The 14,251-nt window shown below is 72.3% G+C and carries 12 protein-coding genes; 9 read left to right on the top strand and 3 right to left on the bottom strand.

Features of this window, described 5'->3' with window-relative positions:
* Positions 1-95 precede the first annotated feature (95 nt).
* From J116_RS11780 to J116_RS11770, 3 genes are all read left to right on the top strand, one after another.
* Positions 96-641 carry a DinB family protein gene (locus J116_RS11780; protein ID WP_023587276.1) on the top strand — a complete coding sequence of 182 codons (546 nt, stop codon included), beginning with the start codon at positions 96-98 and terminating at the stop codon, positions 639-641.
* An 83-nt stretch (positions 642-724) separates the two neighbouring features.
* Positions 725-1,366, top strand: a complete 642-nt coding sequence (locus J116_RS11775) for a PadR family transcriptional regulator (RefSeq protein ID WP_023587275.1) — start codon at positions 725-727, stop codon at positions 1,364-1,366.
* A 96-nt stretch (positions 1,367-1,462) separates the two neighbouring features.
* Entirely contained in the window at positions 1,463-2,218 is a 756-nt protein-coding gene (locus tag J116_RS11770) for a MerR family transcriptional regulator (protein WP_023587274.1), read from the top strand.
* Between the two features lie 519 nt (positions 2,219-2,737).
* Here the strand turns inward: J116_RS11770 and J116_RS11765 are convergent.
* From J116_RS11765 to J116_RS11755, 3 genes are all read right to left on the bottom strand, one after another.
* Positions 2,738-3,724, bottom strand: a complete 987-nt coding sequence (locus tag J116_RS11765) for a DUF368 domain-containing protein (RefSeq protein WP_051203477.1) — start codon at positions 3,722-3,724, stop codon at positions 2,738-2,740.
* A 113-nt stretch (positions 3,725-3,837) separates the two neighbouring features.
* Positions 3,838-5,490 carry a threonine/serine exporter family protein gene (locus tag J116_RS11760; RefSeq protein ID WP_023587272.1) on the bottom strand — a complete coding sequence of 551 codons (1,653 nt, stop codon included), beginning with the start codon at positions 5,488-5,490 and terminating at the stop codon, positions 3,838-3,840.
* A 214-nt stretch (positions 5,491-5,704) separates the two neighbouring features.
* The gene (locus J116_RS11755; protein ID WP_023587271.1) at positions 5,705-6,199 is read right to left on the bottom strand and encodes an inorganic diphosphatase; all 495 of its coding nucleotides are present in this window, start codon (positions 6,197-6,199) and stop codon (positions 5,705-5,707) included.
* A 137-nt stretch (positions 6,200-6,336) separates the two neighbouring features.
* Between J116_RS11755 and dacB the strand changes: the two genes are divergently transcribed.
* The 6 genes from dacB (at position 6,337) to folE (ending at position 13,932) form a co-directional block, all read left to right on the top strand.
* Entirely contained in the window at positions 6,337-7,755 is a 1,419-nt protein-coding gene (gene dacB, locus J116_RS11750) for a D-alanyl-D-alanine carboxypeptidase/D-alanyl-D-alanine endopeptidase (RefSeq protein WP_023587270.1), read from the top strand.
* A gap of 96 nt (positions 7,756-7,851) precedes the next feature.
* On the top strand, positions 7,852-8,979 hold the full coding sequence (locus J116_RS11745; protein WP_023587269.1) for a zinc-dependent metalloprotease: 1,128 nt from the start codon (positions 7,852-7,854) through the stop codon (positions 8,977-8,979).
* A 243-nt stretch (positions 8,980-9,222) separates the two neighbouring features.
* Positions 9,223-10,320 carry a tRNA lysidine(34) synthetase TilS gene (tilS, locus tag J116_RS11740; RefSeq protein WP_023587268.1) on the top strand — a complete coding sequence of 366 codons (1,098 nt, stop codon included), beginning with the start codon at positions 9,223-9,225 and terminating at the stop codon, positions 10,318-10,320.
* A 96-nt stretch (positions 10,321-10,416) separates the two neighbouring features.
* On the top strand, positions 10,417-10,956 hold the full coding sequence (gene hpt / locus J116_RS11735; protein ID WP_037947448.1) for a hypoxanthine phosphoribosyltransferase: 540 nt from the start codon (positions 10,417-10,419) through the stop codon (positions 10,954-10,956).
* Between the two features lie 209 nt (positions 10,957-11,165).
* Entirely contained in the window at positions 11,166-13,193 is a 2,028-nt protein-coding gene (ftsH, locus tag J116_RS11730) for an ATP-dependent zinc metalloprotease FtsH (RefSeq protein ID WP_023587266.1), read from the top strand.
* Between the two features lie 133 nt (positions 13,194-13,326).
* Positions 13,327-13,932, top strand: a complete 606-nt coding sequence (gene folE / locus J116_RS11725; protein WP_023587265.1) for a GTP cyclohydrolase I FolE — start codon at positions 13,327-13,329, stop codon at positions 13,930-13,932.
* The last annotated feature ends 319 nt before the right edge of the window (positions 13,933-14,251 follow it).

The raw sequence follows: 14,251 nt of genomic DNA, 5'->3' as shown, positions 1-14,251 counted from the left end.
CGTGTGCCCCCTTGCGGACAGGAGCTGACCGCAAGCGTCCGTAGCGTGAGGGTGTCAGGTCAGGGAACCCAACTCCCACGAAAGGCGGACCCGTCATGGTCGCTCTCGTTCCCCCGGAGGCACACGGCGATGAGCGCGGCGCGCTGCTCACCTTCATCGAGGCGCAGCGCGCCGCCCTGCGCCGCTCGGTCCTCGGACTGACCGGGGAACAGGCGGCGAGCCGTACCACCGCCAGCGAACTGTCGCTGTCCGGGCTGCTCAAGCACGCGGCGGAGGTCGAGCTCAACTGGCTGCGCCTCGCCCAGCAGCGCCCCAACGACAAGCGGCGCAGCCGTGACACCTGGTCCGAGGGCTTCCGGTTGAGCGGCGACGAGACCATCGACGGCGTGCTCGCCTTCTGGGACGACGTCGTCAAGGAGCTGGAGGAGTTCATCCGTACGGTGCCGAGCCTGGACGACACCTTCCCGCTGCCCGAGGCGCCGTGGTTCCCCAAGGACGGCCGGGTCTCCATGCGGTGGATGGCGCTGCACCTGGTGCAGGAGTTCGGCCGGCACGCCGGGCACGCCGACATCATCCGCGAGTCCCTGGACGGCAAGACGTCCTTCGAGCTGATCGCGATGGAGGCCGGCCAGAAGGCGTAGCGAGGGCTCCCCGAGGGCGCGCCGAGCACTCCTGCCCGTACCCTAGTCAAAATTGACGTCATGGTACGGAGGGCGGGAAGCGGATGTCGGCGATCCGGCTGCTGGTGCTCGGCGCGGTCCGCCAGCACGGGCGCGCGCACGGCTACCAGGTGCGCAACGACCTGGAGTACTGGGGCGCGCACGAGTGGTCCAACGCCAAGCCCGGCTCGATCTACCACGCGCTGAAGCAGATGGCGAAGCAGGGCCTGCTGCGCGCCCATGAGACCGCGCCCAGCACCGCGGGCGGCCCGCCCCGCACCGAGTACGAGATCACGGAGCAGGGCACCGAGGAGTACTTCGCCCTGCTCCGCGAGGCCCTCACGGCGTACGACCAGAAGCCCGACAGCCTCAGCGCCGCGCTCGGGTTCATCGTGGACCTGCCGCGTGACGAGGTCGTCGGGCTGCTGCGCCGGCGCGTCGAGGACCTCGAGCGCTGGCGGGCCACCGTGACCGGCTACTACACGCCCGAGGGCGGCCCCGGGCAGCTCGGCCACATCGGGGAGATCATGAATCTGTGGCTCCACCAGGCCGACGCGGGCGCCGCCTGGACCCGTGGCCTCATCGAGCGGATCGAGGCCGGGGCGTACACCTTCGCGGGCGAGGGCGAGCCCTTCGTCGGCGTCCTCGCGGAGGGCCAGGAGAACCCGTACGCCACGGGCACCCCGCACCCCGGCGACCGGGGCTGACGCCTTCGTGACGGCTCCCGCGGAAAAGCGGCTTGCACCTCACGTCGCGTGAGGACCCAGGCTGAGGGGCGTACCGAAGGAAGGAGCGGTGAGCCAATGGGCTACTCCGTCGGACAGGTCGCCCGCCTCGCCGGGATCACGGTGCGCACCCTGCACCACTACGACGAGATCGGGCTGCTCGGCCCGAGCGGCCGCAGCCACGCCGGACACCGGCGCTATGAGGACGACGACCTCGACCGGTTGCAGCAGATCCTGTTCTACCGGGAGCTCGGCTTCCCGCTCGACGAGGTCGCGGTCCTGCTCGACGACCCGGATACGGACCCGCGGGAACACCTGCGGCGCCAGCACCACCTGCTGACCGCCCGGATCGCCGAACTGCAGAAGATGGCCGAGGCCGTCGAACACGCCATGGAGGCCAAGAAGATGGGAATCAACCTCACCCCCGAGGAGAAGTTCGAGGTCTTCGGGGACGACCCGGAGAAGTACAACGACGAGGTCGAGCAGCGGTGGGGCGACACCGACGCGTACCGCGAGTCGCAGCGCCGCACCGCCCGTTACACGAAGGCGGACTGGCAGCGCGTCCAGGACGAGGCGAAGGACTGGGGCGACCGCTACGGGGCGCTCATGGACGAGGGCGAGGCGCCGGAGGGCGAGCGCGCCATGGCCATGGCGGAGGAGCACCGGCAGCACATCTGCCGCTGGTTCTACGAGTGCCCGTACGAGCTGCACCGCTGCCTGGGCGACATGTACGTCGCCGACGAGCGCTTCAAGGCGTTCTACGACGGCATGCGCCCGGGGCTGGCCGAGCACGTGCGGGGCGCGATCCACGCGAACGCCGACCGGCACGCGTAGACCCGCCCCCGCCGCGGGACCGGTCAGGCGCCGCCCCGGGCGCACAGGGGACACCCGGGGCGGCGCGGCCGGCAGCGGCAGGTGCGACGCGGGCGCCGCGAGAGCCACGCCAGGCCCACGCGGCGCCCGCGCTCCGCGCACGGCTCACTCACCGTGACCGGCGGGGACGCGATCCGGTCGTCCGGTTCCCGACCCCACCGGCGCCCCGCTGCCACCCGCACGCACGGCAGCGGGGCGTCGCTACGCGCGCGTGCATCCCGCCCGTGTGTACGCGCGCGTGCACCACGTCCGCCCCTACGCGCGCGTGCCGCCGTACGTGACCGTGCCGCCGTACGCCCACGTCCGTCCGCCCTCACCGCACCAGGCATACGGGCACGCCCGCGCACCCGCACGACGCATGCGGGCGGACCCGTGTACGCGGGAGGCGCCGCCAGGACCACGATCGGTCCCGGCGGCGCCTCCATGTCGCCGCCCGCCCCCTGGGGGACGGGCGGCGCCCGTATCCGGTCGCCCGTCCGGTCAGCTCACGCGGGTGTCCACCGCGTGATCGGCGTGCGTCTGGGGTGCCGTCGGCACCCGCGCGTGCCGGCCACGCCCGGCCGGGCGGTTCTCCAGCCGCTTCTTCGACCGGTGCTCCACGATCAGCACGGCGACGACGACCAGCGCGCCGACCAACGCCAGAGCGACCGTCAGCCCCACCTCACCGCTCGGGGCGAGCAGCGCCCGGTCGTCGTCCTGCCACGGCCACAGGGCGCGCAGTGATCCCGCCATCAGGCCGGTCATCACCACCAGCGTCATGTGGTGGTAGTGCTCCAGCAGCCACTTCAGCAGTTTCACGAACAGTGCGAGACCCACGAGGCAGCCCACCGCGAAGGCGCCCAGGTGCCCGAAGTTCCGCTCGTTGACCGCCTCGATCGTCGGCTCGTACAGGCCCAGCGTCAGCAGGATGAAGGATCCCGACACGCCGGGCAGCACCAGCGCGCAGATGGCGACCGCGCCCGCCGCCGCGACGATCAGCGGGTGCGTCGGCACGTGCGCGGGCGGCAGACCCGTCAGGAGGAAACCGCCGACGGCCACGGCGAGGCCGATCAGGTAGTCCAGTGGCCGCCAGGTCCGCCCCGAGCCGGAGAACGGCACCCACAGCGACGCCAGCACCAGCCCGAAGAACACCGCGTACGAGTACTGCGGGTGCTCCTTCACCAGCGGGGCGATCAGCTTCGCCGCCAGCACCAGCGCCGCGGCCATGCCGATGAGCAGCGGGACGACGACAGCCCAGTCGACCTTCCGCGCCTCGGCGGCCGCCCGGGCGCCGCCCTTGCCGCGCGGCAGGTCCGTGACGGCCATGCGCGCCGCGCTCGTCAGATGACCGGCGCCGCCGATGAGCTTCTCGTACACACCGGTGATCAGCGCGACGGTGCCACCGCTGATGCCGGGCACGGCCTCGGCGGCGCCGATGAGGGAGCCGCGGAACACGTTGAACAACTGGGGGCCGGCCAGCTTAGCCATGATCTCCCGTTTCGTAGCAGAACAGTGCCAGCTTGAACCGTCCTCGCGGGCGGGCTGGGATGAGCAACCATCCTAGGCGGTCCACGACACGCCGCCCGCGCCGCGGTGAGCCCTCAGAAGCCCCTCGTGCGCTTCGCCGCACGGCGGGTCGCCGCCGTCGCCGGGGCCCGCAGGAACATCCGGGCCAGCTCGCCGCCCAGGTTCACCCCGATCGCGATGGCCAGCGCCAGCGCCGCCGCCCGCGCCAGCGAGGCGAAACCGGCGTCCATGTTGTTCTGCGCGATGTTCAGCACGCCGTAGTACATCGCGGAACCGGGCAGCAGCGGCCCGATCGCCGCAGTCACGTACGGCAGCGACGTGGACCGCTCGTACCGTGCCATCAGCTGCCCGAAGAGGCCCACCAGCCCGGCCGCGAGCGCCGTCGCCAGCACCGCCGACCCCTCCGCCGTCACCGCGATCGCCCCGAACACGACCCAGGCGACGGCGCCGTTCAGCATCACGAACACGACCGTGGAGCGTTCCTGCTGGAGCAGCACCCCGAAGGTCAGCGACAGCGCCATCGCCGCGAGGATCGACACGACCGGCCGCTCCACCGGTACGACCGTCCCCTCCGGGCTCAGCCCGGCCCCCAGCTGCACCCCCACGTACAGCGTCGTCAGCACGCCCACCACGATCGCGACGAAGAAGTACACGACCTCCAGCAGACGCGCCGACGCGGTGATGTAGAAGCCCGTCAGTCCGTCCTGCACCGCCGCGACCAGCGCACGCCCCGGAATCAGGGCGAACAGGCCACCCGTGATCACCGCCGACGGCCGCAGCCCCGCGTGCAGCAGGCTCACCGCCACGCCCAGCGCCGCGGGCGGCACCGCCGCCACCGCGAACTGGTAGAACTCCGGCAGCCCCCGCCCCGCCGCCAGCCACGCCAGCCGGTCGCCGAGCATCGCCCCGGCCGCCGCGATCAGGAACACCGCCCAGCCGCCGCCGAGCAGCACCGACGCCGCCCCGGCGAGGCCGCCCGCCGCGAGGGTCAGCGCCCAGCCCGGGTACGGGTGCCGGTTGCGCCGTATCAGCGCGAGCCGCCGGTACGCCTCCTCCAGGGTGACGTCCACGCCCTCGGTGCTGATGTCCGTGACCAGCTGGTACACGGCCGTCAGCCGCGTGTAGTCCGTGCCGCGCCGCCGTACGATCCGGCTCGCCGTCACCGGGTCGTCCACCAGCGACGGCTGGTACGTGACCGACAGCAGGGTGAACGTGACGGTCGGCTCGCAGCGGTCCATCCCGTACGAACGGCAGATCGCGAACATGGCCGCCTCGACGTCCTCGGCGCCCTCGCCGCCCGCCAGCAGCAGCTCCCCGATACGCAGCGTCAGGTCCAGCACGCGCGGCACGGCGGGGCCGCCGCCCTCCTCGTGCCGCTGCGCCGGTTCCGTCAGCGGCCGCTCGCTGACCGGCATCCGCAGCATGGTCCGCATCCGGTCCTGCCACGGCGCGTCCTTCGACAGCCGGACCGCCGGCCCACCCTGCGCGGGTGTGTACGCCGGATGAGCCAGCCGCGCGTCGAACGTGGACGGCCGCGCGAACGCCGAGCCCTCGGGCTCACCTGACGGCTCGGGCGCCAGCCCCTCCGGGATGGCGAACTCCGAGCTCGGGTGGTCGTCCTCCGGCGGGCCCGGCGGCTCCACACCGGCAGGCGGGGTGAAGGCGCTGTGCGCCTCGTCCGACTGCGGTTTGCGGTCCTCTTCCGGACCGTGCGGCTCCGCCACCACTTGCTGCCAACTCCTGACTGGTCGTCGCGTCGCGTCGTCTCCGCCTGCCCGGGGCGCCCCGCCGTACTCCCGGCTTCCCCGCGCCCCTACGCGCGCGTGCCGCGCCCGTCCCGCCCAGTATGGGCACGACGCCCCCGCCGCACAGCACGACGGGCGGCGCACCCGTCACGATCGGGGTGCGCCGCCCGTCGGCGGAACGCGGTGAGGGGCTGCCTCAGTGGGCGCCGCCCTGGTCCTTCAGACGCTTGATGGACGCCTCGATCTCGGCCTCGGCCTCGGCGCGGCCGACCCAGTCGGCGCCCTCGACGGACTTGCCGGGCTCCAGGTCCTTGTAGACCTCGAAGAAGTGCTGGATCTCCAGGCGGTCGAACTCGGAGACGTGGTGGATGTCGCGCAGGTGCTCCATGCGCGGGTCCGACGCCGGGACGCACAGGAGCTTGTCGTCGCCGCCGGCCTCGTCCGTCATGCGGAACATGCCGATGGCGCGGCACTTCACCAGGACGCCGGGGAAGGTCGGCTCGTCCAGGATGACCAGCGCGTCCAGCGGGTCGCCGTCCTCACCCAGGGTGCCCTCGACGAAGCCGTAGTCCGCCGGGTACACGGTCGAGGTGAACAGGTGGCGGTCGAGCCGGATGCGACCGGTCTCGTGGTCCACCTCGTACTTGTTCCGCGAACCCTTCGGAATCTCGATGCAGACGTCGAACTCCACGGGTGGCTCCTCCAAGATCAATCACAATGTCGGGTCACTGGACCGCCGTGATCACCGGGGGTGCCGTGCTCGTGGCCCAGCTCAGTGGTTAAGTGTCCCTCACGCAACCGTGTGCTCGCGAAAGGGGCTGGTCGGGCGTGCTGGAGCCGAACGTGCTGCGGCTGGCCGCGGGCTCCGCCGTCGCCGGTCTCGCCCTGGCCGCCACGGCGGCGGGTCTCGCCGGTCCCTGGGACGGGGGTCAGCGTACGGCCGAACGCCACCGCGCCGCTGCCCCGGCGGAGACAGGTGGCGCACATCACGGCCACGGCGCCGTACCGGGCGCCCCCGCAGTCCTCCCCGCCGCGCCCGCGCCCGCGCCGAGCGCCCCCGCCGTCCTCACGCCCCTGGCGGCGCCCCTCACCGCCCAGGGCACCCCCGCGCCCGCGCTCGCCGAGGCGCTCGACCCGCTGCTGCGCGCCCCCGGTCTCGGCGGCCCGCGCACGGCGTCGGTCGTGGACGTGGCGAGCGGACGCCAGCTGTACGGCCACGGGGCGGCGATGCCCATGACCCCCGCCTCCACCGTCAAGATCGCCACCACGGCGGCGGCCCTCTCGGCCCTCGGCCCCGACCACCGCCTCGCGACCACCGTCGTCGCCACCCCCGACGCCAAGGCGCTCACCCTCGTCGGCGGCGGCGACCCGACACTGGACCGCGCCCGCCTGAAGGCCCTGGCAGCCGACACCGCGAAGGCCCTACGCGCGCGAAGCGCGGCGCCCACGGCCCTCACGTACGACGCGGGCCTCTACGACGGCCCCGTACGGCACCGGATCGGCGTCAACGACAACATCGCGCCCGTCACGCCCCTCATGACCCGCGCCGGGCGGCTGGACCGCTCCACCCACGGCCCCGCCCCACGCGCGCAGGACCCCGCCCGTGAGACGGCACGCGCCTTCGCGGAGCTGCTCGCCGCCCAGGGGGTGAAGCTGCCGACCGACCCCGTGCCCGGCCGCGCCCCGCAGCAGCGGCTGCCGCTCGCGGTGACCCACTCCGCCCCGCTGTCCGACCTGGTCGAGCGGACCCTGACGTACAGCGACAACGACCTCGCGGAGGCGCTGGCCCGCGCGACCGCCCGCGCCACCGGGCACCCCGCCTCCTTCGACGGCGCCGGAGCGGCGGTGCGGGCACAGCTGAGGAAGCTCGGCGTACCGCTGGACGGCGCCGCCCTGCGCGACGGCAGCGGCCTGGACCGCCGCGCCCGCGTCTCGGCGCGCCTCCTCACCGCCGTCCTGGCCCGCGCCGCCGACCCCGCCCACCCGGAGCTGCGGCCGGTCCTGACGGGCCTTCCGGTCGGCGGCTTCAGCGGCACCCTGGAGAACCGCTACACGGGCGGCTCCCCGGCGGCCGGCCTCGTCCGCGCCAAGACGGGCACCCTCACCGGCGTGAACGCCCTGTCCGGCACGGTGGTCACCCGCGACGGCCGCCTCCTCGCCTTCGCCTTCCTGGCCTCCGACACCCCTTCGCCGTACGAGGCCCAGCCCGCCCTCGACGCCCTGGCGACCGCGCTGACGACGCGGTGACGGCGCGCTGACGAGGCGGTGACGGCGGGCCCCGTCCGCGACGGCCGTGCGGTCCGCGGGGTCTCCCTTGTGGCGTGGAGCACGTACGGTTGACGCATGACGAGCATCGGTGGTGCGGAGATGGTCGACTGGAATCTCGCGGTGGCGACCGCGATCCGATTCGTGCGGCCGGGGCCCGAGGTGAGCCGCGAGGAGGCGCGGGAGGTCGTCGCCGAGCTGCGGCGGCACGCCAAGGCCTCCGAGGAGCACGTCCGCGGTTTCACCCGGATGGTCCCGGAGGGCCACGAGCCGGAGGACACCCCCGTCCTCGTCGTGGACCGGGCAGGCTGGGTCAGGGCGAACGTGGCGGGCTTCCGCGAGCTTCTGAAGCCGCTGCTGGACAAGATGGCGGAGCGCCGCTCCGGCGGCCCCGGCGGCGCGGTGTTCGGCGCGGTCGGTGGCAAGGTGACCGGTGTGGAGCTGGGCATGCTGCTGTCGTTCCTCGCCTCCCGCGTCCTCGGCCAGTACGAGACCTTCGCCCCGGCCACCCGCGAACTGCCCGCCGGAAAGAACGGCGGCGGCCGCCTCCTCCTTGTCGCGCCCAACATCGTCCACGTGGAGCGGGAGCTCGCGGTGGACCCGCATGACTTCCGCCTGTGGGTGAGCCTCCACGAGGAGACCCACCGCACGCAGTTCACCGCCGTGCCGTGGCTGCGCGACCACCTCCAGGGCGAGATCCAGGCGTTCCTCGGCGCGACCGAGATGGACCCGATGACCGTGCTGGAACGTCTCCGCGACGCCGTCCAGACCTTCGCGGGCGCCCGCCCGGAGGCGGAGGAGGACGACGGCGGCCGCTCCCTGGTGGAGCTGGTCCAGACGCCGGAGCAGCGGGAGATCCTCGGCCGCCTCACGGCCGTCATGTCGCTCCTGGAAGGCCACGCCGACTACGTCATGGACGGCGTCGGCCCGCAGGTCGTGCCGTCCGTCGCGGAGATCCGCGAGAAGTTCCAGCAGCGCCGCGCGCGCGGGGCGTCCCGGCTCGACATGGCGCTGCGCAGGCTGCTCGGCCTGGACGCCAAGCTCCGCCAGTACCGCGACGGCGAGCGGTTCGTCCGGGCGGTCGTGGACGAGGTCGGCATGGACGGCTTCAACCGCGTGTGGACCTCGCCGAACACGCTGCCGACGAAGGCCGAGATCGCGCGTCCCGCGGACTGGGTGGCGAGGGTGCACCGTAAGGCAGACTGAGGATCCGGAGCCTCCGGTTCCCGAACGGCGCCGCCCCATTCACCCATCCGAGGGACCGTGGGCGAGGGATGGGCGTGCGATGCTCGGGTAACGGCCGAGTTCTGTCACCATCGACGCACTCTGAGTGACGATCCGAGGGGTCGGCCGCCGGTCGGCCGAGCGACGACCTGAGTGACCGAACCCCCCGTTCCGACCGTTAAGACTCCGACCGAGGCACCCCAACTTCCACGAAGGGCACCGGACATGGGTCCCCATCCTGCGGTCGCGGCGATACGCCTGGCGGTTCGCCGCGTACTCCACGACGTACTCAACGAGGTCTCCCGCACCACCGCCGCCGCCCGCCCCGCGGCGGCCGCTTCCGCGCACCCGGGCGCGCCCACGGGCCCCGGCGCCACGCACCCCGGCCCCGGAGCGGCCCCCGCCGGTGAACCGCCGCTCGTGCTGGTCGCCTGCTCCGGCGGTGCCGACTCCATGGCGCTCGCCTCCGCCCTCGCCTTCGAGGCGCGCAAGCTGGCCGTCCGCGCCGGGGCCATCACCGTGGACCACGGTCTCCAGGCGGGCTCCGACCTGCGGGCCGCCGAGGTCGCCGCCCGGCTCAGCGCCCTGGACCTGGACCCGGTCGAGGCCGTCACCGTGACCGTCGGCCGCGAGGGCGGGCCCGAGGCCGCCGCCCGCGACGCCCGGTACGCCGCCCTGGACGAGGCCGCCGAGCGCCTCGGCGCCGCCGCCGTCCTGCTCGGCCACACCCGCGACGACCAGGCCGAGACCGTGCTGCTGGGCCTGGCCCGCGGGTCCGGCATCCGCTCGCTGTCCGGCATGGCCGCCGTCTCCGGCGCCTCCGGCCGCTACCGCCGCCCCTTCCTGCACCTCGACCGCCAGACCGCCCGCAAGGCGTGCCTGGTGCAGTCCCTGCCCGTCTGGGACGACCCGATGAACGCCGACCCCGCCTACACGCGGTCCCGGCTGCGCCACGAGGGCCTGCCCGCCCTGGAGAAGTCGCTCGGCAAGGGCGTCGTGGAGGCCCTCGCCCGCACCGCGCAGCTGTGCCGCGACGACGCCGACGCGCTGGACCGCTGGGCCGCCGACGCCGACGCCGCCGTACGCGACGAGGCGGGCCTGCTGGAGTGCGCCAAGCTGTACGCGCTGCCGCCCGCCGTACGCCGCCGCGTCCTGCGCCGCGCGGCCATCGCCGAGGGCGCCCCGGCGGGTTCGCTGTTCGCCCGGCACATCGAGGAACTGGACCGGCTGATCACCGGCTGGCGGGGCCAGGGCGCCATCAATCTGCCCGGCCGCGTCGTCGCCCGGCGCCAGGGTGGCAGACTGGTCATCCGGCAAGGCTGACCGAAAACCGGCCGAGGCGTCGGTCAGGAGGCCGTCCCAGGCCGATCCAGGCTGACGCAGGCTGAAACGAAAGTGACCCGGGTGAACCAGAACGACATGGGTGCCGACCTCAAGTCGGTGCTCATCACCAAGGAAGAGATCGACGCCAAGCTGGCCGAGCTGGCGTCGAAGATCGACGCGGAGTACGCGGGCAAGGACCTGCTCATCGTCGGCGTCCTCAAGGGCGCCGTGATGGTGATGGCGGACCTGGCGCGCGCCCTGTCCACCCCCGTCACCATGGACTGGATGGCCGTCTCCTCGTACGGGGCCGGCACCCAGTCCTCGGGCGTCGTCCGGATCCTCAAGGACCTGGACACCGACATCAAGGGCAAGCACGTCCTGATCGTCGAGGACATCATCGACTCCGGGCTGACCCTGTCCTGGCTGCTGTCCAACCTGGGCTCGCGCGAGCCGGCCTCCCTGGAGGTCTGCACGCTCCTGCGCAAGCCGGAGGCGGCCAAGGTGGCGATCGACGTGAAGTGGATCGGCTTCGACATCCCCAACGAGTTCGTCGTGGGATACGGGCTGGACTACGCCGAGAAGTACCGGAACCTCCCGTTCGTCGGGACGCTCGCACCGCACGTCTACGGCGGCTGACGGCGCGGGGCCGCGGCGGCCCGGGAACCCTGGCCGCCTTCTTCGCGTTGGACGTGGGGAAGGCGGCCACCGGCGGCAATGCTGGGGTACCGTCCGAAGAACAGCTTTTTTCCCACCCGTGCTGACCCGGACGCCAGCACGTAGTCTCACACTCTCACAGCAGCATTTACCTACGGGCAGGAGGGACGGGGCGGCATCGCTCCGTATGGATGGACGTGAAGCGATACTTCCGTGGGCCGGTCATGTGGATCGTGCTGGCCGTCCTCGCCGTGGTCGTGTTGATGAAGGTCGTCGGCTCGTCGGGCGGCTACAAGACGGTCGACACCGGCAAGGTCGTCAGGGCGATCGCCCAGAACCACGTCGACCAGGTCAAGCTGACCACCGGCGACGAACAGATGATCAAGGTCGATCTCAAGGACGGCCAGAAGATCGACGGCAGCGACAAGGTCCAGGCGAGCTACATCGGCACCCAGGGCGCCGACCTCGCCACGACGCTGCAGCAGAAGTACGAGGCCGGTGAGATCGACAAGGGCTACACGGTCTCGCCGACGAAGCAGAGCGCCTTCGTCTCCGTGCTGCTGTCGCTGCTGCCCTTCGTTCTGATCGTCCTGGTCTTCCTGTTCCTGATGAACCAGATGCAGGGCGGCGGCTCCCGAGTCATGAACTTCGGGAAGTCCAAGGCCAAGCTGATCACCAAGGACACTCCCAAGACGACGTTCGCCGACGTCGCCGGGTCCGACGAGGCCGTCGAGGAGCTCCACGAGATCAAGGAGTTCCTCCAGGAGCCGGCCAAGTTCCAGGCCGTCGGCGCCAAGATTCCCAAGGGTGTGCTGCTCTATGGCCCGCCCGGCACGGGCAAGACCCTCCTCGCGCGCGCCGTCGCGGGCGAGGCCGGGGTGCCGTTCTACTCGATCTCCGGCTCCGACTTCGTCGAGATGTTCGTGGGTGTCGGCGCGTCCCGCGTCCGCGACCTCTTCGAGCAGGCCAAGGCCAACGCCCCGGCGATCGTCTTCGTCGACGAGATCGACGCCGTCGGCCGGCACCGCGGCGCGGGCCTCGGCGGCGGTCACGACGAGCGCGAGCAGACGCTGAACCAGCTGCTGGTCGAGATGGACGGCTTCGACGTGAAGGGCGGCGTCATCCTGATCGCCGCCACGAACCGCCCGGACATCCTCGACCCGGCCCTTCTGCGCCCCGGCCGCTTCGACCGCCAGATCGCGGTGGACCGCCCGGACATGCAGGGCCGTCTGGAGATCCTCAAGGTCCACCAGAAGGGCAAGCCGGTCGCGCCGGACGTGGACCTGGCCGCCGTCGCCCGCCGTACGCCGGGCTTCACCGGCGCCGACCTGGCGAACGTGCTGAACGAAGCGGCGCTCCTCACGGCGCGCAGCGACAAGAAGCTCATCGACAACGAGATGCTGGACGAGGCGATCGACCGTGTGGTCGCGGGCCCGCAGAAGCGGACCCGGATCATGTCGGACAAGGAGAAGAAGATCACCGCGTACCACGAGGCCGGTCACGCCCTCGTCGCCGCGGCGTCTCCCAACTCCGACCCCGTCCACAAGATCACCATCTTGTCCCGGGGCCGCGCCCTGGGCTACACGATGGTCCTGCCGGACGAGGACAAGTACTCGACCACGCGCAACGAGATGCTCGACCAGCTCGCCTACATGCTGGGCGGACGCGCCGCCGAGGAACTGGTCTTCCACGACCCGACCACGGGCGCGGCCAACGACATCGAGAAGGCCACGGCCACGGCCCGCGCGATGGTCACGCAGTACGGCATGACCGAGCGCCTCGGTGCGATCAAGTTCGGTGGCGACAACACCGAGCCGTTCCTCGGCCGTGAGATGGCGCACCAGCGCGACTACTCCGAGGAGGTCGCCGCGCTGGTGGACGAGGAGGTCAAGAAGCTCATCGAGACGGCGCACAACGAGGCCTGGGAGATCCTGGTCGAGAACCGCGACGTCCTCGACAACCTGGTCCTCCAGCTCCTGGAGAAGGAGACGCTCGGCAAGGAGGAGATCGCGGAGATCTTCGCCCCGATCGTGAAGCGCCCGCCGCGCCCTGCGTGGACCGGCTCCTCGCGGCGCACGCCCTCGACGCGGCCGCCGGTGCTCTCCCCGAAGGAGCTGGCGCTGACCAACGGCGCCACCCCCTCGACGGCGACCACGGCCACCTCGGTGGACACGACGAAGACCGCCGAGGCGGTCCCGGAGGATCGTCCGGAGTCCTGACTCCGACTCCCACCCGGAATGGATGCCGCGCCCCCCAGGTTCTAGCCTGTGGGGGCGCGGCATTCGCGCGTTTCAGGGCAGCCTCGCACTTCAGGGCAGGCGCGCACTCCAGGCAAGACGGAACGAGGCACAGATGACCGACGCGGTGACGCTGGACGGCGAGGGCACGATCGGCGAGTTCGACGAGAAGCGTGCCGAGAACGCCGTACGCGAACTCCTCATCGCGGTCGGCGAGGACCCGGACCGCGAGGGGCTGCGGGAGACCCCGGCGCGCGTGGCGCGGGCGTACAAAGAGATATTCGCCGGGCTGTGGCAGGAGCCGGAGGACGTGCTGACCACGACCTTCGACCTCGGCCACGATGAGATGGTGCTGGTCAAGGACATCGAGGTGTTCTCGACGTGTGAGCACCACCTGGTGCCGTTCCGGGGCGTCGCCCACGTCGGCTACATCCCCTCCACCTCCGGCAAGATCACCGGCCTGTCGAAGCTGGCCCGGCTGGTGGACGTGTACGCGCGGCGCCCGCAGGTGCAGGAACGTTTGACCACGCAGATCGCCGACTCGCTGATGAAGATCCTCGAACCGCGTGGCGTGATCGTGGTCATCGAGTGCGAGCACATGTGCATGTCGATGCGCGGCATCCGCAAGCCCGGCGCGAAGACGCTCACGTCCGCCGTGCGCGGCCAGCTGCGGGACATGGCGACCCGCGCCGAGGCGATGAGCCTCATCATGGCGAACTGACCCGCTCCAGGAACACGCCACGGGCCGCGGAGGCCGTCAGAACGGCATCCGCGGCCCGTACTCGTGCACGCCGACGGGGAGCGGCCCCACCCGGCAGCGAGGCGTCGGGGCGCGGGACGCCGCGGCCGCGGGCCGGAGGCGCTGACGGGCGCCGCCCGTGGGTGCCAGGGGCCGCCGCGATGCGGTCGTGGTGTCCGGCGCGGTTGGAAGCCGCACCCATCGGCGATCGGGACCAGCGACGTGGAAGGTCGCTTCGCGCGACCGACGCCGCCGTTTGTGCAGACCGCCTCGCATCTTCGGCAGCCGTACAGATGTGCCC

This window comes from Streptomyces thermolilacinus SPC6 (assembly GCF_000478605.2).
Taxonomy (GTDB): domain Bacteria; phylum Actinomycetota; class Actinomycetes; order Streptomycetales; family Streptomycetaceae; genus Streptomyces; species Streptomyces thermolilacinus.
This window is presented reverse-complemented; position numbering and strand designations above follow the sequence as displayed.